16 protein-coding genes are annotated in these 22081 nt (G+C 59.0%); 8 read left to right on the plus strand and 8 right to left on the minus strand.

Annotated elements, in window-relative coordinates; all coding sequences use genetic code 11:
- Positions 1–70: 70 nt before the first annotated feature.
- Positions 71–997, plus strand: a complete 927-nt coding sequence (locus F455_RS0103930; RefSeq protein WP_018971966.1) for a LysR family transcriptional regulator — start codon at positions 71–73, stop codon at positions 995–997.
- Between the two features lie 101 nt (positions 998–1098).
- Positions 1099–1650 carry a carboxymuconolactone decarboxylase family protein gene (locus F455_RS0103935; protein ID WP_018971967.1) on the plus strand — a complete coding sequence of 184 codons (552 nt, stop codon included), beginning with the start codon at positions 1099–1101 and terminating at the stop codon, positions 1648–1650.
- 48 nt (positions 1651–1698) lie between these two features.
- Here the strand turns inward: F455_RS0103935 and F455_RS0103940 are convergent, their stop codons facing one another.
- Positions 1699–2256, minus strand: a complete 558-nt coding sequence (locus F455_RS0103940) for a TetR/AcrR family transcriptional regulator (protein ID WP_018971968.1) — start codon at positions 2254–2256, stop codon at positions 1699–1701.
- A gap of 149 nt (positions 2257–2405) precedes the next feature.
- Here F455_RS0103940 and F455_RS0103945 point away from each other — a divergent pair, with 149 nt between their 5' ends.
- A complete protein-coding gene (locus F455_RS0103945; protein WP_018971969.1) occupies positions 2406–3266 on the plus strand; it encodes an alpha/beta fold hydrolase in 861 nt (286 codons plus the stop codon).
- 377 nt (positions 3267–3643) lie between these two features.
- Here the strand turns inward: F455_RS0103945 and F455_RS0103950 are convergent, their stop codons facing one another.
- From F455_RS0103950 to F455_RS0103960, 3 genes are all read right to left on the minus strand, one after another.
- A complete protein-coding gene (locus tag F455_RS0103950) occupies positions 3644–6778 on the minus strand; it encodes an efflux RND transporter permease subunit (protein WP_018971970.1) in 3135 nt (1044 codons plus the stop codon).
- On the minus strand, positions 6778–7893 hold the full coding sequence (locus tag F455_RS0103955) for an efflux RND transporter periplasmic adaptor subunit (RefSeq protein ID WP_018971971.1): 1116 nt from the start codon (positions 7891–7893) through the stop codon (positions 6778–6780). Before F455_RS0103955 ends, F455_RS0103950 begins: the two co-directional genes overlap by 1 nt.
- A gap of 84 nt (positions 7894–7977) precedes the next feature.
- The gene (locus tag F455_RS0103960) at positions 7978–8595 is read right to left on the minus strand and encodes a TetR/AcrR family transcriptional regulator (RefSeq protein WP_018971972.1); all 618 of its coding nucleotides are present in this window, start codon (positions 8593–8595) and stop codon (positions 7978–7980) included.
- An 89-nt stretch (positions 8596–8684) separates the two neighbouring features.
- On the opposite strand from F455_RS0103960, the gene F455_RS0103965 reads away from it, so the two are divergent.
- Entirely contained in the window at positions 8685–9155 is a 471-nt protein-coding gene (locus tag F455_RS0103965; protein ID WP_018971973.1) for a hypothetical protein, read from the plus strand.
- Between the two features lie 263 nt (positions 9156–9418).
- On the opposite strand, the gene F455_RS0103970 is transcribed toward F455_RS0103965, so the two are convergent.
- Positions 9419–9793 carry a hypothetical protein gene (locus F455_RS0103970; protein ID WP_018971974.1) on the minus strand — a complete coding sequence of 125 codons (375 nt, stop codon included), beginning with the start codon at positions 9791–9793 and terminating at the stop codon, positions 9419–9421.
- A gap of 1105 nt (positions 9794–10898) precedes the next feature.
- On the opposite strand from F455_RS0103970, the gene F455_RS19685 reads away from it, so the two are divergent.
- Both F455_RS19685 and F455_RS0103980 read left to right on the plus strand, forming a co-directional pair.
- Positions 10899–11762 carry a tyrosinase family protein gene (locus F455_RS19685; protein ID WP_169337289.1) on the plus strand — a complete coding sequence of 288 codons (864 nt, stop codon included), beginning with the start codon at positions 10899–10901 and terminating at the stop codon, positions 11760–11762.
- 48 nt (positions 11763–11810) lie between these two features.
- Positions 11811–13097 carry a discoidin domain-containing protein gene (locus F455_RS0103980; protein ID WP_083918782.1) on the plus strand — a complete coding sequence of 429 codons (1287 nt, stop codon included), beginning with the start codon at positions 11811–11813 and terminating at the stop codon, positions 13095–13097.
- 361 nt (positions 13098–13458) lie between these two features.
- Here the strand turns inward: F455_RS0103980 and F455_RS21820 are convergent, their stop codons facing one another.
- On the minus strand, positions 13459–17418 hold the full coding sequence (locus tag F455_RS21820) for a beta strand repeat-containing protein (protein ID WP_020684046.1): 3960 nt from the start codon (positions 17416–17418) through the stop codon (positions 13459–13461).
- Between the two features lie 409 nt (positions 17419–17827).
- On the opposite strand from F455_RS21820, the gene F455_RS0103990 reads away from it, so the two are divergent.
- Positions 17828–18808 carry a hypothetical protein gene (locus tag F455_RS0103990; protein ID WP_157578410.1) on the plus strand — a complete coding sequence of 327 codons (981 nt, stop codon included), beginning with the start codon at positions 17828–17830 and terminating at the stop codon, positions 18806–18808.
- A gap of 571 nt (positions 18809–19379) precedes the next feature.
- Here F455_RS0103990 and F455_RS0103995 read toward each other — a convergent pair.
- A complete protein-coding gene (locus tag F455_RS0103995) occupies positions 19380–19847 on the minus strand; it encodes a DUF6197 family protein (protein ID WP_018971978.1) in 468 nt (155 codons plus the stop codon).
- A 4-nt stretch (positions 19848–19851) separates the two neighbouring features.
- Positions 19852–20316: a hypothetical protein gene (locus F455_RS22835; RefSeq protein WP_157578411.1), complete on the minus strand. Its 465-nt coding sequence runs from the start codon at positions 20314–20316 to the stop codon at positions 19852–19854.
- A 356-nt stretch (positions 20317–20672) separates the two neighbouring features.
- Between F455_RS22835 and F455_RS0104000 the strand changes: the two genes are divergently transcribed.
- Positions 20673–22073 (plus strand): 3' terminal RNA ribose 2'-O-methyltransferase Hen1, encoded by a 1401-nt coding sequence (locus tag F455_RS0104000; RefSeq protein ID WP_020684048.1) that lies wholly within the window; start codon positions 20673–20675, stop codon positions 22071–22073.
- The last annotated feature ends 8 nt before the right edge of the window (positions 22074–22081 follow it).

The following is a 22081-nucleotide window of genomic DNA, read 5'->3' on the forward strand; positions in this document are numbered from 1 at the left end:
GCGCGCCTGTTGAAAGACTGCAACGGTCTTCTATGATGAAGGCATCCGCAAGTTCGGAGCCTTCGTCTACATGAATCGACTCGAAGCAATGTCCGTCCTTCTGCTGACGGTGGAGAAGGGCACACTGACGGCGGCGGCCAAGGAGCTCCACATGCCGCTGCCGACCGTGAGCCGCAAGATCAGCGAGCTGGAGGCGCATCTTGGCGCCAAACTGCTTCAGCGCTCCACGCGCAAGCTCACATTGACCGAAGCCGGACGCAGCTATGTCGATGGCGTGCGCCGCATCCTTGAAGATGTCGATGAGGTCGAGCGACGGGCGACGGGCGAATACCAAGTGCCGCGCGGGGAACTCGTGCTGACTGCGCCCGTTCTGTTTGGACAAAAATACATATTGCCCCTGGTCACCGATTTTCTGGCGCAGTTTCCCGACATCAACATCCGCTTGTTGTTGTCGGATCGCAACCTTCATCTGTTCGACGAGGATGTGGACATGGCCGTGCGCATCGGCGTCTTGCCCAACAGTCGCATGCGCGCGACGCGCATTGGCAGCATGGACACGCTCACCTGTGCGACGCCCGAACTCCTGGCCACTCACGGCAAGCCAAAGCACCCTTCCGACATGGAGCGGTTGCCGTGTGTGGTCTTCACGGCACCCACGACGGCGACTTGGTTGTTTCGCGAATCTGTCAGTCGCAAGGAGTTTGGCGTGGACATCCGGCCGCGCTTGTCCGTGACTTCGGCCGAGGCGGCGATTCAAGCGGCTCTGCGGCATACAGGCTTTACGCGTGTGTATCGGTATCACTGCGCCGAGCATCTGCGCGCGGGCGCATTGGTCCAGGTGTTGCGCAAGTTCGATGTCGCTCCGCTGCCCGTCCACCTGATCCACGGATCGCAAGGGCAGCTGCCATTGAAGATGCGCACCTTTTTGGATTTCGCTGTGCCGCGCCTGCGGGATGAACTCGCCTTAATGAGCGCCTCTAACTCTTCCACAAAATGAAAGATCGATTTTCAAAATCGCTGGCTTATTCTTTCTGAGGTAAGGGTCTAATCTTCTGCGCCACCGATGCCATTCCGGCACCGGATCACAGGAGACTCACCATGGCACGCCTCAACATCCCGACCATCGACCAAGCCCCGACCAAGTCGCAGCCGATCCTGCAAAACTATGTGAAAGTTCTTGGCCTGGTCCCGAACTTCTTCGCGCTCATCTCCCAGTCGCCTGATGCGCTGAAAGCGATCGCTGACATGCATGGGGCACTGGGCAAGAGCCTGGGTCATAAGACGCGCGAGCGCATCCACGTGATGACGGCCGAGGTCAACGGCTGTAACTACTGCTTGTCGGCGCACACCTTCCTGGGCGGCAAGCTCCAGGGCCTGACGGCCGAAGATATGGAACTCAACCGCACGGGTCACTCCACCGACCCCCAGGCCGATGCCGCACTCCAGTTCGCCTACAAGATCGCCAAGTCGCGCGGGCACATCGAAGACGCCGATGTGGAAGGGGTGCGCGCGGCCGGCTTTACCGATGCTCAGATCGTGGACATCGTGGCTGAGACCGCGTTTAGCTTCATCACCAACATCTTCAACAATACCTTCAAGACGGAAATCGACGCGGCGTTCCCGCCGCTTCAGACCAAGAAAGCGGCGTGATGCGCTTTCCACGAACCGGGCGCTCGCAAGGGCGCCCGGCTTTTTGTCCTAGGTTTTGGCGAGATCCAGCAGCGCCTTGAGCGCTCGGTCGAACGGCGCGGTGTCGGCTGTGGCGGCGTGAAGAATCAAGGCACCCTGAAGGCGCCCCACCCAATCTTGCGCAAACCGATGCGCGCGCGCAGGCGTGAAGCCTGCGTCGATCGCCAACACTTCGATGGCCTGGATCCAATTGTCGAACGAGGTGCGTAAGCTGGCCCGAGCCGTTTTGCTCAAACCCGCACCAGAGAGCTGGCCCAGCACGCAGGCGGTCGTGCCGTTCGAATAGAAGGCTCGCAATGCTGAGGCGATTGCCCCAAGACGGGCTTTTAGCGAATCGCCGTTGCGGGCGACTGCCAGTATTCCTTGGTCCACGATATCGGCCGCACGCGCGAGCACGACCTCAGCCATCTGGTCCTTGCCGCCCGGGAAGTAGTGGTACAGGCTCGATTTGCCCAAACCTGTCGCCCGGGAAAGGTCTGAAAGAGAGGCGCCTTCAAACCCGCGGTCACGAAAGACCTCAAACAGGCGCTCGACGACTTGCTCCTTTGAGATCAGTGCGGCGGGCATCGGAGCCTCTTTGGATGGAACAATCGGTCCAACTTTAAGAAACGCAGCAAAAGGGCGCAAGTTTTTCTTGACGGCGACCCATCGATTCATTATTGTACCGATCGTTCGGTACAGTTAGTAGTTTTTTTCAATCATCATCAGAGACCGCCATGATCCATCGGACCTACCACCGCACCGCCACCGTCAACGGACGCGAAGTCTTCTACCGGGAAGCGGGTGATCCGAAAGCACCGACGATCCTGCTGCTTCATGGCCTGCCAACCAGCAGCCAGATGTTCCGCGACCTCATCCAGGTCTTGGCCGATCGTTTTCATTTGGTCGCGCCCGACTACATTGGCTTTGGCCATTCTGCAGCGCCGGCGCGAACGGAGTTTGAATACAGCTTCGACAACCTAGCCAGGCAAGTGGCCGATTTCGTCGATGTGCTGGGGCTCAAATCCTACATCCTCTACATGCAAGACTATGGTGGGCCGATTGGGTTTCGCCTGTTTACGCAGCATCCCGAACGCGTGAAGGGATTCATCATTCAAAACGCCAATGCCTACATGGAGGGCGTGGGAGAAGCGCCCAAGCAAGTGTTGCTGCCGCTGTGGGAAAAGCGCACGGCCGAAACCGAAAAACCCGCGCGCGAGTTCGTGAGCTTAGCGGGAACCAAATTCCACTGGCTGGTAGGCGCGAAGGATCCGGCGGCGATCAACCCGGATAACTGGGTGCTCGACCAGGCGCTGCTCGATCGGCCGGGCACGCAGGACTATCAGGTCGACCTCCTCGAGAACTACAAGACCAACATTGCGCTATATCCGGTCTGGCAGGAAGCCTTTCGCCAGCACAGCCCCAAGACGCTCATCGTGTGGGGCAAGCGCGATCCGTTCTTTATTGAGGCGGGTGCCAGCGCTTATTTGCGTGATCTCAAGAGCGCCAAGCTCGTGTGGCTGGATGCCGGGCATTTCGTACTGGATGAAAACTTGCACCAGGTCGCTTCGGAAATCAAAGCGTCTTTTTGCTCGTGAGCGGATGCACTTTCCGCGCTCTCTTGAGCGGCATTCTGGGAACCTTGAACCTGCTTCCTAGGTTGCGCAGGCTGGAGCGTATCGACCGAAGCTGAACAGCATTACGAAGTTGCGCAGGTCGCCCTTGATGGCCCCCTAAAAATGCTCCACCCGTGGCCAGTTCAAAGTGCTCCACCCAGAATGTGGCTGCTTTCGGCCAGTTCGCGACATACATTTGTCAGGATTGGTTGACCGAAAGCAGACGATAAAGTGCCGCATGGTGTATCGCGTGGCCTTTATCGACAAGTGCAAGATGGGTGGCTACGACGCACTTTACCTAGCTCTCGTGCGAACTTTGCCAATGATTGCAACGACGATTCAGGTGGGTCTTCGTGCTGCTATCCGGCAACGGCTTCCTCCAGACTGTGCGCCGACGGCCGGGACGGCTCATGCCGATCTTTGCGTCCGTCCGCCGCATTCCCCGGCCGGATCTTGAACCAGATGGAATACATCGCTGGCAGGAACACCAGGGTCAGAATCGTTCCCGCAAAAGTGCCACCTATGAGCGTGTAGGCGAGGGTTCCCCAGAACACCGAATGGGTAAGCGGAATGAAGGCCAAGATCGCCGCCAACGCGGTGAGGATCACCGGCCGCGCGCGCTGCACGGTGGCCTCGACCACCGCATGGAACGGATCCAGCCCTGTTTCTTCGTTGTGATGGATCTGCCCGATCAGGATCAACGTGTTGCGCATCAGGATGCCCGACAGCGCAATCAGGCCGACCAGCGCGTTGATGCCGAAGGGTTGCCGGAACAGGATCAAGGTGGGCACCACGCCGATCAAGCCCAGTGGGCTGGTCAAGAACACCATCACCATCGCGGAGATGGAGCGCACCTGGAAGATGATGATGAGCAACGTGAATGCCAGCATGATTGGGAACAGCGGCAGCATGGCGGTCGTCGCCTTGGCCGACTCTTCAATGGAGCCCGCCTGCTCGATGCGGTAGCCGCTAGGCAGCTTGGCAATGATCGGCTGAAGCTGCTTACTGATGGCGGTAGAAACATCTGGCGGCTGCAGGTTGTCGGCAATATCGCCACGCACGGTGATCGTCGGCATACGGTCGCGACGGCGCATGATCGGTTCTTCCATGCGCACATCGACCTTGCCCACCTGCGACAGCGGAATGCGTTGTCCGTTGACACCGGCCAGCGTGAAGTCGCCGATCCTGGCCGGGTCGAGACGAACATCGCCGGCCGACCTCGCAACGACTTGCACGGTACGAATGTCTTCCCGTACCGAAGTGACCGGCACGCCGCTCAGTAAGAATTGCAGCTGCCGTGCCACTGCGTTGGAGGTGAGCCCCACCGCCTGCAACCGGTCCTGCTGTAGGGTGAAATGCAGCGTAGGCGAGCGGGTACCCCAGTCGGTGTTCACCGTGCGCATCATAGGGCTGGCATACATCACCTGTTCCACTTCCGCCGCGATACCGCGCAGGGCATCCGCATCCGGGCCGGTGACGCGATAGGCGACGGGGAATGGCGAATAGGGACCGAACACGAGTTGCGTGACACGCACACGCGCCTCGGAGGCCAAGCCTTCTGCGACAGCCTCGCGTAGCCGTTGCTTCAGCGCATCGCGCTCGTCCTCGTTATCGGTGCGAATCACGATTTTGGAGAACGACGGGTCAGGCAGCTCAGGACCAAGAGCCAGATAGAATCGCGGCGCGCCTTGACCAATATAGGTGGTAACGATCTTGGCTTCCTTTTGTTTGGCCAGCCACGCTTCCACCTTCGCCGAGGCCGCACTGGTCTGATCGATCGAGGTGCCATAGGGCATCTGCACTTCGACCAGCACTTCTGGACGATCGGAGATGGGAAAGAACTGCTTCTTCACCGCCGCCATGCCGAGGATGGCCAGTACGAAAAGACCCACCACGGAACCGGCTACCAGCCATTTGCGCGCGATGACGCGCCCCAGCATCTGACGGAAACGGTTGTAACGTGGCGTGTCGTAGATTGCCTCGTGGCCCCCTTCGACTTTCTTGAACTCGGGCAGCATCTTCACGCCCAGGTACGGCGTGAACACCACTGCCACGACCCAGGAAGCGACCAGCGCAATGCCGACGATCCAAAACATGTTGCTGGTGTATTCGCCGGCGGTGGATCGCGCGAACCCGTTGGGCATGAAGCCCACCGCCGTCACCAGTGTGCCCGCCAGCATAGGCGCAGCGGTGTGGCTCCAGGCATAAGCGGAAGCGGCCACACGGTTGTAGCCCTCTTCCATTTTCACCGCCATCATTTCGATGGCGATGATGGCATCGTCCACCAGCAGGCCCAGCGCCAAAATCAGCGAACCTAAGGTGATGCGATCAAAGTTCTTGCCGGTGGCGGCCATCACCACGAACACCACCGCCAGCGTCAACGGCACGGCCGCGGCCACCACCAATCCCACGCGCCAGCCCATGCTGACGAAGCTCACCAGCATCACCACCAGCAGCGCGACGAAGAACTTCAGCATGAACTCGTCGACCGCCGAGCTGATGTTGACAGCTTGGTCGGTGACCTTCGTGAGGCTCATGCCTAGTGGCAACTCGGCGTTGATCGCACCGACCTCGTGGTCCAGCGCGTTGCCAAGATCCAGTCCGTTCCAGCCATCGCGCATAACGATGCCCAACAACAACGCAGGTTCACCGTTGTTGCGGATCATGAAGGTAGCCGGATCTTCATAGCCACGCTTGACGGTGGCGATGTCCGACAGCTTCAACGTGCGGCCGCGGGCCACTACTGGTGTGTCGCGGATCTTCTGCAACGAGTCGAAGGCACCGTCCAGGCGTATGAACACCTCCGATCCCTTCGTTTCCACAGAGCCGGCCGGCGTTAGCGCGTTTTGGCTGTTGAGGGCAGCGAACACGTCCTGCGGGTTCACGCCCAGTGTGGCCAGACGATCATGCGAGAACTCCACGTAAATCTTCTCCACCTGCTCGCCGATGATGTTGACCTTCTTCACGCCCGGCACGTGCAATACGCGCTGGCGCAAACTTTCCGCATCGCGCACCAGAAGGCGCTGTGGTTCGCCCTTAGCCTTGAGCGCGAACAGCGCAAAGGTGACATCCGCGTATTCGTCGTTGACCATCGGCCCGATCACGCCGGGCGGAAGATTGTTGACCTCGTCGCCGACTTTCTTGCGGGCCTGGTAGAACTCTTCCTGTACTTCCGACGGAGGCGTGCTGTCGAGCAAGGTCAGGGTGGTGAAGGCCAGGCCGGGTCGCGTGTAGGTTTCGGTACGGTCGTACCAGCGCAGTTCCTGCATGCGCTTTTCGATTTTTTCGGCGACCTGGTCCTGCATTTCCTGCGCGGTGGCGCCGGGCCATATAGTGATGATGGTCATTACCTTGACCGTAAAAGCGGGATCTTCCGCACGGCCGAGTTTGAAGAACGAGAGCAGCCCGGCCAACGAGATCAGAAAAATCAGAAACAAGGTGACGGAGCGCTCGCGCACCGCCAGCGCAGACAAGTTGAAGCGCCCCTGACTCATCATGGCCGGCCCCCTTCGCTTGCCACGGCGACGGCCTGGTTTGCCACCCGCACCAACTCACCTTCGCGCAGCAGATGCGCGCCGAGTGCGACGATGCGATCGCCTTGCTGGAGTTGACCTGCGACGCGCGCGCTGTCGTCATCCAGATGCTGGACCTCCACCGGCCGCCAGGACACTTTGGCCGGCGAGCCGTTGATCACCCACACGCCCGGCCCTTTGCCCGTGTCGAACAGTGAAGCCATAGGCACCTGCAAGCCACCTTGCTGGGCGGCACTACCGGCGGGAAGGCGGATCGTCACCGTGGTGCCCAACAGTGCGTTGGACAGCTCGCCTTCCAGCACATAGCGCGCTTCAAACGTGCGAGTGAGGGGGTCGGCTGCATCCGAGAGTTGTCGCAGCGTGGCTGGCACGCTCAGTCCTTCCTTGCCGAACAACGCCGCTTGTGCGGCGGAACCGATCGCGGGACGCAAGGTTTCCGGCAGTTGGACCACCGCCTCGCGGGGACCGGCGTGCGCCAAGCGCACGACGGTTTGCCCGGCGCTCACCACTTGGCCCGGTTCGGCCAGCGTTTCCATCACCACGCCGTCGCCGTCGGCCTCCAACTCGGCGTAGCCGCTGGCATTGTTGGCCACGTCGGCGTCGGCTTCTGCGGCACGCAGTTGGGCTTTCGCGGTATCTGCCGCCGCCTTGCTCTGGTCGTAGGCCGACGCGGAGATCGCGCCGGTGCCGCGCAGGTCACGGTAGCGCGCTTCGTCCTCTGCAGTCTGTTTTGCACGGGCGCGTGCGGCGGCAACCGCCTCCTGCCGCGCCTGCGCCGCCAGCTTCAGATCAACCGGATCGATGCGCATCAGCAGTTGGCCGCGCTTCACGGTTTGCCCGGCATCCACCAACCGTTTCAGCACCTTGCCGGAAACGCGAAAGCCCAAGTCGCTCTGCACTCGGGCGGCGACGGTTCCAGTAAACGAACGTGTGTCGGGGATGGCGTTCTGAGCGACAGCTACGCGCACCAAGGGCGCCTCGGTGCGCGGATCGGAGGGTGCTTTGCCGCTGCAAGCGGCCAGCGCAAATGAAAGCGCGAGAACGAGTACAGAAGTGGCAAAAGGAAGCCGAAACATGAAAAGCCCCACGGACGAAGTGACAGGGCTTCATTTTGTCATTAAGTGACTAAATTAGTCAATAGTCACTAACAATCTCATATCTTAAGGAGACAGGCTGCGTAGAACCAGGCCGGACAGTTGCCCTGGCGCTACGTCGGTATAGTCGAAACTATGCTGCAGCAGCAGCGGATTGAAGTAGGGGCGCATCACCAGGTAAATCGCCGCGGCGGTTTCGTCCAGAGGCGTCTTGCGCTCGAAATCCCCGCTCCGCCGTCCTTCCTGCAAGATCTCCTTAAGCAGCGCCTGCACGCGCTCTTCATAAGCCACCACCGCCGACCAGCGTTCCGTGGCAGCCGCAGCGGCAATCTCATAAAGTTTGCGATCCCGGAACAGCAGCCGAAGGGTCGCTTCGGTGAAACCTTTGAACATCCGTCGCAACTTTTCCGACGGCAGATCGGATTCCGCAATGGCCGATTTCACTTCGGTTTCGATGTCTCGCAGGCAATTGGCGCAGATCATCTCGCCAATGGCTTGCTTGGACTCAAAGAACTTGTAGACGTACGCCTTGGAAAACCCGATCGCCTTGGCCAGGTCGGAAACGGTGGTTTTCTCGTAGCCATACCGGCTGAAGTGCTCGGTGGCCGCGGTAACGATTTGATCCCGCACCTCATGGTCGACCGGACCGCGCGCGGGTTGGGGGGTAGTGGCTGCTTTTTTCATGAGTGAGAGCTTACCTCTCATCCGGGGAATGGACAACTAGTGACTATATGGTAATATGGTCACAACTGCCACTGCTTGCAATCGACTCCATGTCCACCAAACGCTTTCTTGCCATGCTCTTTGCCGCCAATATTCTTACTGGCTGCGCGGTCGGCCCTGACTACGTCCGGCCCACTCTGCCCATGCCCGACCGTTTTCAGGGCCAAGCCGAGGTCGATCAGCGACACGCGGCGGCCAACGCCGACCTCGCCACCTGGTGGACAGGTTTTGGCGACCCGCAACTGACTCGGTACGTGACGATTGCCCTGGAACAAAATCTGGACCTCGCTCAGGCATCTGCGCGCGTCAACGCGCAGATCCAGCAAGCCAGAGGGCAGCAAGGCGAAATGCTGGCTGTCTATCAACTCGCTGCGCTCCACGCCACAGAGGATGTGGAGAACGCCTTTTCTGCACTCGTCAAGCGTGAGGAGCAAAGTATTCTCCTGAACCAGAGCGTGAACTCGCTCGCTCGCGCGTGCGAGGCCTCGTTTGCGGCTTATCAAAAGGGATCGTCAGTCTGATCGAAGTGCTGCAGGCCGACGAAAACATGTTGCGTGCCTCCGATGCGCGCGCGCAGGCTAAAACGGAATCAGCACGTGCAGCGATCGCCGCCTACAAAGCGCTTGGCGGTGGGTGGGGATTTCACGAATCCGGGACGGTAGCGATCAGATAGCAACTGCCCGTCGAAGGCGAGGTCACACTTTAAGCACATACACTGCAGCAGCGTCGTCAGATTGTTTCAAGCAGCATTTGAACCCGCATAAGAGCCACATGGGCTCTTAAGTCAGCGCGAGTCGCCCAGGATCATCTTGCGGGCTATCAGCATCGGATCCCAAGAACGGGCGCGATCGCTATCGTCGGGGCGAGAGGCCATATGTACAACGCGAGAACGCGAGCCGTCCGCGCTCCCGAGGATCATTCGTTGGACTACCACCATCGGGTCCGGTGAACTCGCAGAAGAGTCACGGGCCTTCGAGAGATTGCTGCTGATGGCTTCCGACGCTGTGGACGAACACTTGGCGCTGCTGCAGAGCATGCACCGCGCGGTCTGGGCCGAATCGGTGTCCTCGGCGAGGGCTGCTGCGGAGAAAAACAGGCCGGCCAGCAATATGCCGGCCAACCTCGCAATTCCGAATGAGACTTTTGTTCGGGTAAACATAATGATGCCTCCTTGAGGCTTAGATTTCGGCACGAGGTGCCAAGGACTACGAGAAGAAGACAAACCGTATCGGTGGTGACTAATATACGCTATAGTCACTATTTGTCAATACTCTCGGACAAAAGTAAGCGGGTCAAGTTGGAAAAGTTATGTCTTATCAAGTTAAAGCAATCTACGTATCTAATTGAAAATTAATTATATTTATAAGAAATAACATTTCCACCAGTTACGCTGATAGGCTTGGCTTTAAATTTTGTTGGTGCGCAAAACATTCACTTACCTATGACTGATGCGTAATTTCGTCACCTCTCGAGCGGTGATATCCTGCTATCCGCGCAAAAGTTCTGACCCATCAAATGACTTGCCTACGTGTTGAAGTCTGGAGTGGGCTACCCGCGTTTCTCATGGGCGGGGAACGGGCTGATCGGTGCCAATGCCTTGGCCAATCGAGCGGTAGCCCGGCAATGGGGACAGTCCCGTGCAGGTCATGGCGATGACGCTCTGCGGCAATCCCTTCCTGCGCAGCCAAGACCTAGTCGACTAGACGTCTATATTTGCGCAGGTGTCTTCAACTCTCTCTTAAACTCGATCTCTCGTGACTCGAAAATACTGCCAGCCACGAGAGCCTGTACGTCTTCAAGAGAGCGAATTCGCTTTGCCATGTGAGTGTTAGCCTGACTGATGAGTCTTGATCCAAGATACCAAAGCCGCACGGTCCACCTGACCAACAATTAGGTCCAGGCTGCAAAAAGGGGCGGCATCACTGCCACCCCTTGATAGACCTTCGATAGTAGTGACGGTTGGATCCGTCTAGCTGTCCGGCCTCGAGGCAACAGTTCTTGAAACAACCTCGCTGAGCCGCATGGACATGGGCCGTTGCGCCCGAGCTTCTCGAATCAACTCCTTGTCTCCGTGTACAACGCGATCGCCTTTCTTGACGCGCTGCTCGGATGGGAAGAGATCGAAGCTCGCCTGCGGGATTACAATGGGAGTCGCCCTCGCTAGGCGTCCGGAGAACGAACGCGGGCAGAATTGCTCGATGGGCAGTCTTTGAAAATTGCTAGGTCCGTTGTTCCACGTCTTTTCTCGACTAGGGAGGTACTTCGTGGCCGTCCGCACCAATTTCCTCGAGAACGAGGCCGCCGCTCTGGATTACATATCAGGTGTAAAAATACTGAAACAAAGTGGCCGATATGACAACTACATTCGGTTGCATCTGAGAGCTGTACAGTATGAGGCGGCGCCCGGCATCAACGGAGCTCACATGGGTGCCGCGTTCTTGCCTTGGCATCGCGCGATGCTGCATGCCTTCGAAATCGATTTGCAGCGGGTGCTAGACGATGCTGATTTCGGACTACCGTACTGGGACTGGTCTGCGGATGCAGAGTTACCCGACCCGACAACCTCCGCAATATGGAGCGACAGCTACATGGGCGGCTCAGGCGATCCAATTGACGGCCCTTTCACCAATTGGCAAACGGTGAACGAAAGCGGCAGGATCAGCACCAACAACATTGAGCGCGATCTTGGCGCAAGTAGTAGCCTTCCAACCTATGCCAGCATTGCGGCCATCCTTGGCAATGAACCTTACGACGTTTCCCCTTATTCGACGCAAAGCAAATATGGGTTTCGTAATGCTCTAGAAGGCTTTTTGATCACACAGGCAAGCGCGATGCACAACGCTGTGCACGACTGGATTGGCGGTCAGATGTCGTCTCCGCCTGTCGCGCCGAATGATCCGGTGTTTTTTCTGCTTCATGCGAATGTGGACCGGATCTGGGCACTTTGGCAGTCACAACATCCTAGCCAAACCTACTTTCCGGTGGTCGATGGCGCACCGACGCAGCGTCTCGAAGATGTCCTTTTTGGATACCCTATTCAGCCGACGAACTTCGCCTATACGCCGGCAAGCGTTTGGTCGATCTCTACGTTGGGCTATTCGTACGACAACTATCCCGCCATCTCGTGATTCGATTTCGGCGAAGCCTTTCCATTCTGATTGTCGAGGGGTAAGCACATGGCCGCTTGGTTTTTGGGAAATTTGTATTCGACTTATGATCAAACGATCTCGCTAGATTTTGAAGTAAACGAAGCGTCGCCGACTGCACCGGTTTCTTTCTCAACCGGGCAAATCACCGCACTTGTCGGTACGGGCATTTCCATGGTCATGCTGGAAATTCCGTTGCGCGGCATGGTGATGTTCATTCCGCAGCCGAACAATAACGTCATCGTCGAATTTGGCGACCTAAGCTGGACCTATACACCCGGCACGGGTGGAGGCCCCCTCAACGTGTTCGTAAATCAGATCGGTACGCCAAGCTTCGCTACCAGCGCGCCCTCTACGATGACGGCCAACCCTGGTCAGATCTGCCTGGCCTACAACGTACTGGCAAGTTCATCCCTGAACTCTGCGTGGGATGCATGGAACGCAGCCGATGGCAATCTTTCGACCTGCTGGTCGAGTTCTGCATATATGAATCAGCCTATGCAGGGCGCTGCTCCCTACATTCAGCTCGACTTCCAGGGCTCTTGCATTCTCAGCCGCGTGATCTTGTATCCGCGCTGGGACGCGCCAAATGGTGGAGGCACGCAAAAGCAGCCGCTTTGTTTCCCGAGTCAGTTCTACATTGAGGGCGTGCCCGCTCCAATAAACAGTCCGGCACTGTATTCGTCGGGCCCAGGATTCGCCGTGCCACAGTCTCTACAAGTGGGTGTATGCATTGCCATCCCGGAACCGACGGCTGCGGCATATGAAGGTGTGCAAGTCTACGGCCAGACATTGACCACGGACGGAAGCCCGACGCTTTACTTTCAGCTCGCAGAGATTGGGGTCTATAGCAGCGTAATTGCAGCACAAGCAACTGCGAGTTCATTCTTCCAGGGTCTTTCGCAGTGGTCCGCAAGTAATCTTACGGACGGCCAATTTCAGAACTCCTGGTCCAGCGACTATTGGACTACGACCTCCGGAAGCACGTGGGTGACCCTTGACCTCAGCGCCCCTACGCCATTCGATACCGTCGTGCTTTATCCCCGTTGGGCGCCTCCGGCAGGCGCACCAAACGGAACACCGTCCGTTCGCGGCTTCCCAATCACGTTCACTTTCTTGGGCTCATCAGACAACGTGAATTGGAACGAGCTCCTGTCCGTCTCCAATTTCGCGTCGCCTACACAAAGCACGGGAATTGCCTTTCCACTTGGCAACCAATTCTATCGATACATCCAGCTGAACATTACCGCTACCGGGTCGGATGGCTCGGGCACGCCCATTGCGCAACTGCTGCAGATGGAGGTTCTTCTAGGCTGATTTGACCTGGCGTGTAAATCCGAGTACCCGTCTCCGGTCAAAATTCCCAGTAACAGGGAAATTTACAGGGAATTTTTCGCGAAAACGACGCCCCTGCAGTCACAGTTGCCCTTTAGGCCACGTCTGACGCCATTTCCGGGCAGAAACCCTTTTCAACGGCTCATCGGTAGCAGGGAATCGATCAGGGAACGTAACAGGGAAGGAACAGGGAACGACCAGGCAATGCTGATTACTCGGCCGCTGAGCATCGCTCGGTTTATGCGCGTGGCTCGTCACCCACGGCGTAAAGTCGCGCCGATGGCACGCAAGCGAGTTTGGCGATCATCTCTCTGGTTGGCCGCCTTGCCGCATCGCTTCTCTATCAGACGGATTGACGCACTCGACGGATTCGCAAGAACGCACCCAAACCCAGCAAACCTGCCAACAGGGCCGTGGCCCAACGATCGAGTGCTGGGGCAGCGCTAGTATTAGTATCCGCGAACACGGTTACGACCGATGCCGACGATGTTGCCGCTAAGAAGTTGCCGTCGCCGTTGTATGTCGCCATGATCGTGTGCGACCCGGTTCCGGTGGGAGTGTCGGTGCAAACGGCTGTCGAACTGGTCGCACCGGGCACCAGCGTCACCGGCGAACACGGCAACGTGTTTCCGTTGTCGGTAAAACTCACCGTACCGGTCGGCGGATCGCCCGCGACAGTCGCCGTCATCATCACCGACTGGCCTAGTGCGATGCGGTCAGGTGCGACGACGAGCGAGACGGTGGTGGTCTTCTTGCCGATCGCTATTGTCTGCTGCGCCTGTGGCGCAGGCACGTAGTTGGCGTCGCCTGGCTGATTCGCATCAATGATGCAGTTGCCCGCGCCGGTGAACGACACGACGTTGCCTGAAATAGTGCAAGCACCTGCGGCCGAATTCGCATCGATCGAATACGCCACCGCCAGCCCTGAACTGGCCGAGGCACTGACGTTGTAGCTGCCGGTGACGACCGCGTTCGTCGGTGGCGTTGAGGTGAACGTGATTGTCTGTGTTGCCTGGGTGACCGTCATGGTCGTGGAGCCGCTGACAGCGCTCAACGTGGCGCCGATCAGACTGGTGCCGGCGTTGAGCGCGGTCGCAAGGCCTGCGGTGCTGATGGTGACATTGGCCGTGGTGCCGGATGACCAGGTCACCGTGGAAGTGATGTTCGCGGTGCTGCTATCGCTGTAAGTGCCGGTGGCGGTGAACTGCTGGGTCAGGCCTTTGGCGACCGAGGGATTGGCCGGTGTGACCGCGATGGATTGCAGGGCTGGTGAGGTGACCGTCATCGTGGTCGAGCCGGTGACCGCGCTTAACGTGGCGCCGATAAGGCTGGTGCCGGTGTTGACCGCAGTCGCAAGCCCAGCAGTGCTGATGGTGACATTGGCCGTGGTGCCAGACGACCAGGTCACTGAGGAAGTGATGTTCGCGGTGCTGCTATCGCTGTAGGTGCCGGTCGCGGTGAACTGCTGGGTCAGGCCTTTCGCGACCGAGGGATTGGCCGGTGTGACCGCGATCGACTCGAGCACCGGTGACGCGACCGTCATCGTCGTCGAGCCGCTGACAGCGCTCAACGTGGCGCCGATCAGGCTGGTGCCCGTGTTGACCGCCGTGGCCAGGCCGGAGGAACTGATGATGACATTGGCCGTGGTGCCAGACGACCAGGTCACTGAGGAAGTGATGTTCGCGGTGCTGCTATCGCTGTAGGTGCCGGTCGCGGTGAACTGCTGGGTCAGGCCTTTCGCGACCGAGGGATTGGCCGGTGTGACCGCGATGGACTGCAGCACCGGTGAGGTCACCGTCATCGTGGTCGAGCCGCTGACAGCGCCCAACGTGGCGCCGATCAGGCTGGTGCCGGTGTTGACCGCCGTGGCCAGGCCAGAGGTGCTGATGGTGACATTGGCTGTGGTGCCGGATGACCAGGTCACTGTGGAAGTGAGATCCGCGGTACTGCTGTCGCTGTAAGTGCCGGTGGCGGTGAACTGCTGGGTCAGGCCTTTGCCGACCGAGGGATTGGCCGGTGTGACCGCGATGGACTGGAGCACCGGTGCGGTGACCGTCATGGTCGTCGAGCCATTGATTGCGCCCAAAGTGGCGCCGATCAGGCTGGTGCTGGTGTTGACCGCAGTCGCAAGGCCGGCGGTGCTGATGGTGACATTGGCTGTGGTGCCGGATGACCAGGTCACCGTGGAAGTGATGTTCGCGGTGCTGCTGTCACTGTAAGTGCCGGTGGCGGTGAACTGCTGGGTCAGGCCCTTGGCGACCGAGGGATTGGCCGGTGTGACCGCGATGGACTGGAGCACCGGTGCGGTGACCGTCATGGTCGTCGAGCCATTGATTGCGCCCAAAGTGGCGCCGATGAGGCTGGTGCCCGTGTTGACCGCGGTCGCAAGGCCTGCGGTGCTGATAGTGACATTGGCCGTAGTGCCGGATGACCAGGTCACTGTGGAAGTGAGATCCGCGGTACTGCTGTCGCTGTAAGTGCCGGTGGCGGTGAACTGCTGGGTCAGGCCTTTGGCGACCGAAGGATTGGTGGGCGCGACGGCGATGGACTGGAGCGTCGGCGCCAACACCGTGAACGCCCCACCCACATACGAAATACTGTGAGATGTGTCGGTGGAGAGACCGCTGCAACTGGTGCCGTCGATCGTGTACGAACCACCTGCGGCGAGCGTCGGGGCGATGCTGGTGCCGCCGTTCACCGTCGTGCATGTGGCCGTCCCGGCAACACCCGTCGTGGCCGGGTAGCCGAACGTCGGCGAGCCACCGTAGGTCTGGCTGCCGGTGACGGTCACGCTGATGGTCGCGGGCGTCACGCTGAACGTGCCACCCACATACGAAATGGTGTGAGCTGCATCGGTGGAGAGACCGCTGCAACCGGTGACCGCGAGCGCATAACCCGTCGCAGCTGCGAGTGTGGAGCTGACCGCGGTCGGCGTCGTGATGCCGTTCCCGGTCACCGTCAGGCCGGTGCAATTGACCGTGCCCGTCACCGAACCGCCGCTGGCGGTATCGGTCAATGTGGGGCTCGATGACCCATACATCTGCGAGCCGTTGACCGTGACTGTGATCGGTGTGGTCGCGGTATCGACCTCGAACGCCCCGGCGTCGCAGAACGTCGTGCTCACAGCCAGGCGGGGATGACCGCGCTGGTCCGTTGCCGGGCACTTCGCTGCGGCGACGGCGTGATAGGCCGAACTGCCGGACGTGATGGCCATCGTCTGCGTCGGGCCGCCGTTGGAGGCAAGACTGCCGAGCCCAATCAACGTCGCGGTGGTGGTCACGTCGCCGGTCCCACCGTTGAAGCACGTGGCATCGTCGGCCACGTTGTACCCCTGGTCAGTCAGCGCCCCGGACGAATTGACACACGCCTGTGCCGTGCTGCCAACCTTGTTCGTGCTGAAGAGATTGCCGCTCAACGTGAACCCGGTGAAGCTGTTGTAGATCGCTGCCCCTGCCGTGCCCGCAGTGTTGCCAGAGAAGGTCGTGTTTTTGATGACCTGCGAGCCACCATAACTATTGATTGCGCCGCCCCAAGTACCAACGCTATTCCCAGAGAACGTACTGTTGGTGACGTTCAACACCGCGGAAGTACTACTGTAGATGGCACCGCCGGTCGAGAAACCCGTTCCGTTCGCGGTGTTTCCAGAAAAGGTACTGTTCGTGATCGTAACAGTGGCGCCGCTGTTGAAGATCGCACCGCCAGCCTCAAAGGTATTGTCCGCGTGGTTGGACGCAAAGGTGCTGCTGTCGATGGTTACCGTGCCGCCATTGGCATAGATGGCGCCGCCACCGGAGTTGCCGCTGACTGCCGAATTGTTCGAGAACCTGCTGTTGGTGACGTGGAGCGTGCTGTTGTAGGTCAGGTCGTAGATGGCGCCGCCTGAGAGCGCTGAGTTCTGCGAAAAGGTGACGTTATCCACCGTGAGCGTGCTCGGCGTCGTTCCGCCAGACGCTCCCGAGACGATCGCGCCGCCTGTGGCACCCGTGATCGTCGCGCCGTTTCCCTCGATCGTCAGGGTGATGCCTTGCGCCAGCGTCAGCGGCCCCGGGGTGGTGCTGTTGAAGGTGTAGGTACAGCCCGCGACGAGATCGATCTCAGCTGTTTGGCCGGTGGTTACTGCCGCAACGGCCGCCGCAAGCCCCGCCATGTCGCCCGTCGTCCCCGTGCATCCCGCGGTCACCGGTGTGACCGCCCACGCTATGCCGCCGCCCCACAGCTGTGCCGCAAGCAACGCCACGACGGAGAGCGTAGTCAGATAAGACAGACGCAAGCGGCGCGCACAAACCACCTTCGACACATGCATTGGCTGCCCCAAGAACGATTAGTTGCGGTTCAAACGACTTCGCGACCTCACCTGCCCCGAAGTACCGCTCTGCGAGCAACGGGAAACAGATACGTGCCACCCCCGTACGGGCTCGGCTACAAAGATCCCCACTACCAGTACAAGCTAGCGCAAAATTGGATGCGCGCCTATCACCTGGCCAGAACATTTTCCGGCCGATCAATCCGGAACCAAATTGTCAGCTTGCCGCAAGGTTTGCAAAGTGATTTCGCGGCGGCCGCGCGCTAGGGCCGCGTCGAGCACGCCTGAAGGCGAAGAGCGCAATGTATCTCGTGAGCTGACGATCTTGAGACGCCGGCTCGAAGAAATGAATCGCATCCGTGCAGGTACGGAAAGGGGCCGTGCGAACTGCAGGTACTAGTTTAGTGCCTTGACGCTCGTTGGCCGTCTCGATGTGGGAATTGAGGCCCTGTTGAAGACCGTAGAAAATCCTCTTTCTACTGTCTTTACGACTAAAGGAATATACGAAGCCTGCGAGATTGTGCTCCAACATACCCCTACTTCCATGCTCGGCGAGCATCCGATGCCCGACGCAAAAGCCAATACCCTTGTTTCTCCGGAGCTCGCTGCAGAAACCGAACTGTTCAAGAAGGCTTATAGCGACTACAGAGCGGCTGCCGATCCAATGCCGTTTGCGCTAAAGCTGACGCCATACCCCGATTTAGCGCTCAAATTCGAAAAGGGACTTCGTCTTGTCATGATCGATTCGATGCTGGTAGAGCATCCGCAGCAGATCGCGAACGATTTGAACGCAGTGGTACGGCACTACCATCAGCTTGAAGCTTGGACCAAGGTCTTGCCGAATTACGACGAATCAGAGCGGTTGGCGATCGTGTCGGAATTTCTCGAACCATTGGCGTCATTCCTACTTAACGCTCCGCATCTCCTTGCCCAGCGATTCGTCTACTCGGTGAGTCATCTTGCGCACCAAGCGAATTTGCTCACACGAGCGGGAGCAAAAGAAGATGATTTACCTGACGAGCGCAATATTGGTCTGAAGGTGATGCGCAAGGTTGCCGCGGGCTGGCCTACCTTTGCGCCATTCGCGGCAGCGTTGTTGTTGCTTGATGATGAGTCCTTCTCAGATCAAACCGACAACTTCCGAAACAAGCAGCATCACCGTATCCCCGCACGCTTCGAACTCGGTCACACCCAATGGGTGACGAGGAATCGTGCCGAGAAACGCGTCTCGTACGGCATTGGCGGCCGACCGCCGCTAAAGTTGGAAGAGCTTCTGGTGCCCCTGGCTGTCCAGCACGACAGGGCTTGTGCCGTGTTTTCTGTGTACCTAGATCTGATCCACGAAATATCGGCTGCAATTGAGGCAAGGAATGAGAAATCTGGAAAGTGATTTCCCAATTTTACAAATTTGGATGTTACGTCCGGATTGAATCGGGAGTCTTGGCGAACGCTTTCTTTCTGGCCGACCATCAACCCTGGTTGGTCGCCCCGATGCGAAAACGGAGACGCTGCGTTTGTATGAGGCGGGAAATACCCCTATTTTCGTCTCCGGCGACCAACGGAAATAGAAAAGCCCGCGACAAGGCGGGCTTTTCTAGCTTTGTAGCAGCCAAGTACGCTGCGCGCGCAACTGAATGGTGGTGTGGGCAGTCCGCCGGGTACCCGTCTCCGGTCAAAATTCCCGTTAACAGGGAAAATAACAGGGAAATTTTTGCGAAAACGACGCCTCTGCGGTCACCGGATTGCCCTGCAGACCACGTCTGACGCCATTTTTGTGCAAAAACCATTTTCGACGGCTCATAAGTAGCAGGGAATCGATCAGGGAACGTAACAGGGAAGGAACAGGGAGCGACTAGGCAATGCGAACTACTCGCCGCGCGTGGCTATATCGGCAGCGTTGGCGCGCCGTTCCCGCAGTAGCCGCTGGTATCACGGACCAGTGTCGGCGCGCAGCCATTCGCTCAACCGCTACTAGGTGTATGCGTTGGCGCGGGCAGCCGCGCCACAACTTTAGCTCGCGCCATGGCCAAGACTTTCTTGACGTCACCGAAGGTTGTTGTAGGAAGATTGTTGAAATCCATCAGGCGATGCTGGAACTTGCGACCGCCCGACACGTCCTCAATGATAAATCGAACTTCCTGAAGGGCTACTCGTCTGTGATCGTACGAACCAAGCACTTCGATGCTTGCATCGTGGAGGGCACAGAAGAGACTTAGCATCTTGGCTTCGGCCGGGCACTTCCTGGTGTCGTTTCGATTCCAGCTGGATTCGCTGAGCAACAGTGCGTTGGCCTTGTCTAGAATTTCGACATCCGCGGCGGTTACTGGCTGATCACGATTCTCGTACGCGGGTGGCGACGAATAGTCACAGCCGCCCAGCGCCGCGAAAATCCACAGGAATGCAAAAATTCTTCTCTGCTTCGAGCGCATGACGTCAGAGGAAAACTGCTTGGTCTCTAGCCACTACTCGCCAAGTGCCGTCGTTTTTCGACAACACATAGGTCACGACGGCACCGTGTATAGACCAGGAATGATGAATCTGTATTAGGGCTTTCGATCCATCTGCGCTATAGCCCGGCAAAGTTAGAGACCCGACCGCCTTCGCTCCGTCAGGCGGTCCAAATCTATAGATATTCTTGGAACCTGGTGGTTGCGGACGGGCCCAGCGTGATCCTGAGAAGAGCGAAGCCATCGACAAAGGGGATCTATTTCGCACTATAAATGCGCTCACGATCTCGTCGTCCAATTGACCGGAGATTTCGGGCGCGAGCGCTTTAATATCTCCAACCGTGGCGTGTGGGTCGGCACTCGAGCTGGATTCCAGTTCGAGTACGCCTTCGAGTTCGCCGAAGGTCACATCCTTCCAATTCGCAAAGTCTTCCAGTGCTGCTGCAATCACTGCTGCATCCGCTTCGGAACTAGCTGACCGAGCTGAAGACTCGTGATCTCTGACGCAGGAGGCTAGCAGCGTGGCAGATAGTGCGAGTAGAAAGAAGAGGTATCGCATCATCGCGGTCCGCTCGGCGAATATTCAGATCTTACCGCGACGAACCGTGGCAGGACATGGCTGGCGTTTGGTTAGCGCGACACGTCACACCGATCCACTTGGGCGAGTAGTTACTCGCAACTGCGCTTGGCTCACAGCGTCCACCTCCCTGCGATAGCAGGCGCGAGCCTACGCAATGGCGCATTTGATCGAAATGCCCTTGGGCTGTCTACGGTAGACTGAACAATTCCTCCCATACCCGAATTATCGTGCTGCTGTCGCTATCCACTACTGTTCAACCCGCAACCGACCTCGGTTACCTCCTCGTAAAGCACCCGGATCGGGCGCACGAAGTCGAGTTGCCGTTCGGGACCGCGCGCGTCTTCTACCCGCAGGCTGACGAGAGCCGTTGCACAGCGGTATTGATGCTGGACATCGATCCTGTGGGCCTTGTGCGAGGTCGCGGCGACGGCGAAGGGTCGCTCTCACAGTACGTCAACGATCGCCCGTACGTCGCGAGTTCGTTCCTGTCAGTCGCGCTCAAGCGCGTGTTCGGCACGGCGATGGCGGGGACAAGCAAGGGGCGCCAAGAGGTTGCGGACGCGCCGATCCCGCTGGAAGCAGAAATCCCGGTCCTGCGGTGTCGCGGTGGTGAGGAACTGCTGCGCAACTGGTTCGAGCCGCTCGGCTACGCAGTCGATGTCGAACGCCTTCCCCTGGACACGAGATTTCTGGAATGGGGCGAGAGCTACTACGTGCGCTTGCGCCTGTCCGGCAACGTGCGCCTGCGCGACCTGCTCACGCACCTGTACGTGCTGCTGCCCGCCATCGACGGCGACAAACACTACTACGTCGGCAACGATGAGATCGACAAGCTACTCGAGAAGGGTGGCACCTGGCTCTCCGCGCATCCGCAACGCGAAGCGATCGTCGGCCGATACCTGCGCCGTCACAAGCCGCTCGTGCGCGCCGCGCTCGCTCGCCTTCTCGACGATGAAGAAGACGAGATTGAAGCACAGGAAGTTCGCAAGGAGGCCGTGGAGGAAGCGATTGAACGTCCGCTCAGTCTCAACGAGCAGCGCATGAATGCCGTTGTCGACGTGCTGCGTGACCTTGGCGCGCGTCGCGTGGTGGATCTCGGTTGCGGTGAAGGCCGCCTTCTCGGCCTGTTGCTGAAGGATCGACAGTTCGAGCACCTACTCGGCATCGACGTGTCGCTGCGGTCGCTCGACTACGCCGCGCAGCGTCTGCACTTCGATCGGATGCCACCGATGCAGCGCGAGCGCATCACGCTCGCGCACGGCGCGCTGACGTACCGCGATCGCCGCATCGAGGGTTTCGACGCTGCATGTGCGATCGAGGTCATCGAGCACATGGATCTGCCGCGCCTGCCGGCGTTCGAGCGTGCGTTGTTCGGATTCGCGAAGCCACCGTCGGTCGTCATCACGACCCCGAACAGCGAGTACAACGTGCGCTTCCCTGCGTTGTCTGCCGGCAAGTTCCGCCACCCGGACCACCGTTTCGAGTGGACTCGCGCTGAGTTTCACGCGTGGGCCGATGGCGTCGCCGAACGCAATGGCTACGTCGTACGATACGCGCCCGTCGGCGTGGATGACCCCGAGGTCGGCCCTCCGACCCAAATGGCGATCTTCACCCGCGACGCCGCCTGATCTCTTTC

Source organism: Rudaea cellulosilytica DSM 22992 (assembly GCF_000378125.1).
GTDB classification, from domain to species: domain Bacteria; phylum Pseudomonadota; class Gammaproteobacteria; order Xanthomonadales; family Rhodanobacteraceae; genus Rudaea; species Rudaea cellulosilytica.

Excerpts from the sequence above, each read along its gene's own strand:
- F455_RS0103930 (WP_018971966.1), top strand. The coding sequence starts at position 71 with ATGAATCGACTCGAAGCAATGTCCGTCCTTCTGCTGACGGTGGAGAAG.
- F455_RS0103935 (WP_018971967.1), top strand. The coding sequence starts at position 1,099 with ATGGCACGCCTCAACATCCCGACCATCGACCAAGCCCCGACCAAGTCG.
- F455_RS0103940 (WP_018971968.1), bottom strand. The coding sequence starts at position 2,256 with ATGCCCGCCGCACTGATCTCAAAGGAGCAAGTCGTCGAGCGCCTGTTT.
- F455_RS0103945 (WP_018971969.1), top strand. The coding sequence starts at position 2,406 with ATGATCCATCGGACCTACCACCGCACCGCCACCGTCAACGGACGCGAA.
- F455_RS0103950 (WP_018971970.1), bottom strand. The coding sequence starts at position 6,778 with ATGAGTCAGGGGCGCTTCAACTTGTCTGCGCTGGCGGTGCGCGAGCGC.
- F455_RS0103955 (WP_018971971.1), bottom strand. The coding sequence starts at position 7,893 with ATGTTTCGGCTTCCTTTTGCCACTTCTGTACTCGTTCTCGCGCTTTCA.
- F455_RS0103960 (WP_018971972.1), bottom strand. The coding sequence starts at position 8,595 with ATGAAAAAAGCAGCCACTACCCCCCAACCCGCGCGCGGTCCGGTCGAC.
- F455_RS0103965 (WP_018971973.1), top strand. The coding sequence starts at position 8,685 with ATGTCCACCAAACGCTTTCTTGCCATGCTCTTTGCCGCCAATATTCTT.
- F455_RS0103970 (WP_018971974.1), bottom strand. The coding sequence starts at position 9,793 with ATGTTTACCCGAACAAAAGTCTCATTCGGAATTGCGAGGTTGGCCGGC.
- F455_RS0103980 (WP_083918782.1), top strand. The coding sequence starts at position 11,811 with ATGGCCGCTTGGTTTTTGGGAAATTTGTATTCGACTTATGATCAAACG.
- F455_RS21820 (WP_020684046.1), bottom strand. The coding sequence starts at position 17,418 with ATGCATGTGTCGAAGGTGGTTTGTGCGCGCCGCTTGCGTCTGTCTTAT.
- F455_RS0103995 (WP_018971978.1), bottom strand. The coding sequence starts at position 19,847 with ATGCGCTCGAAGCAGAGAAGAATTTTTGCATTCCTGTGGATTTTCGCG.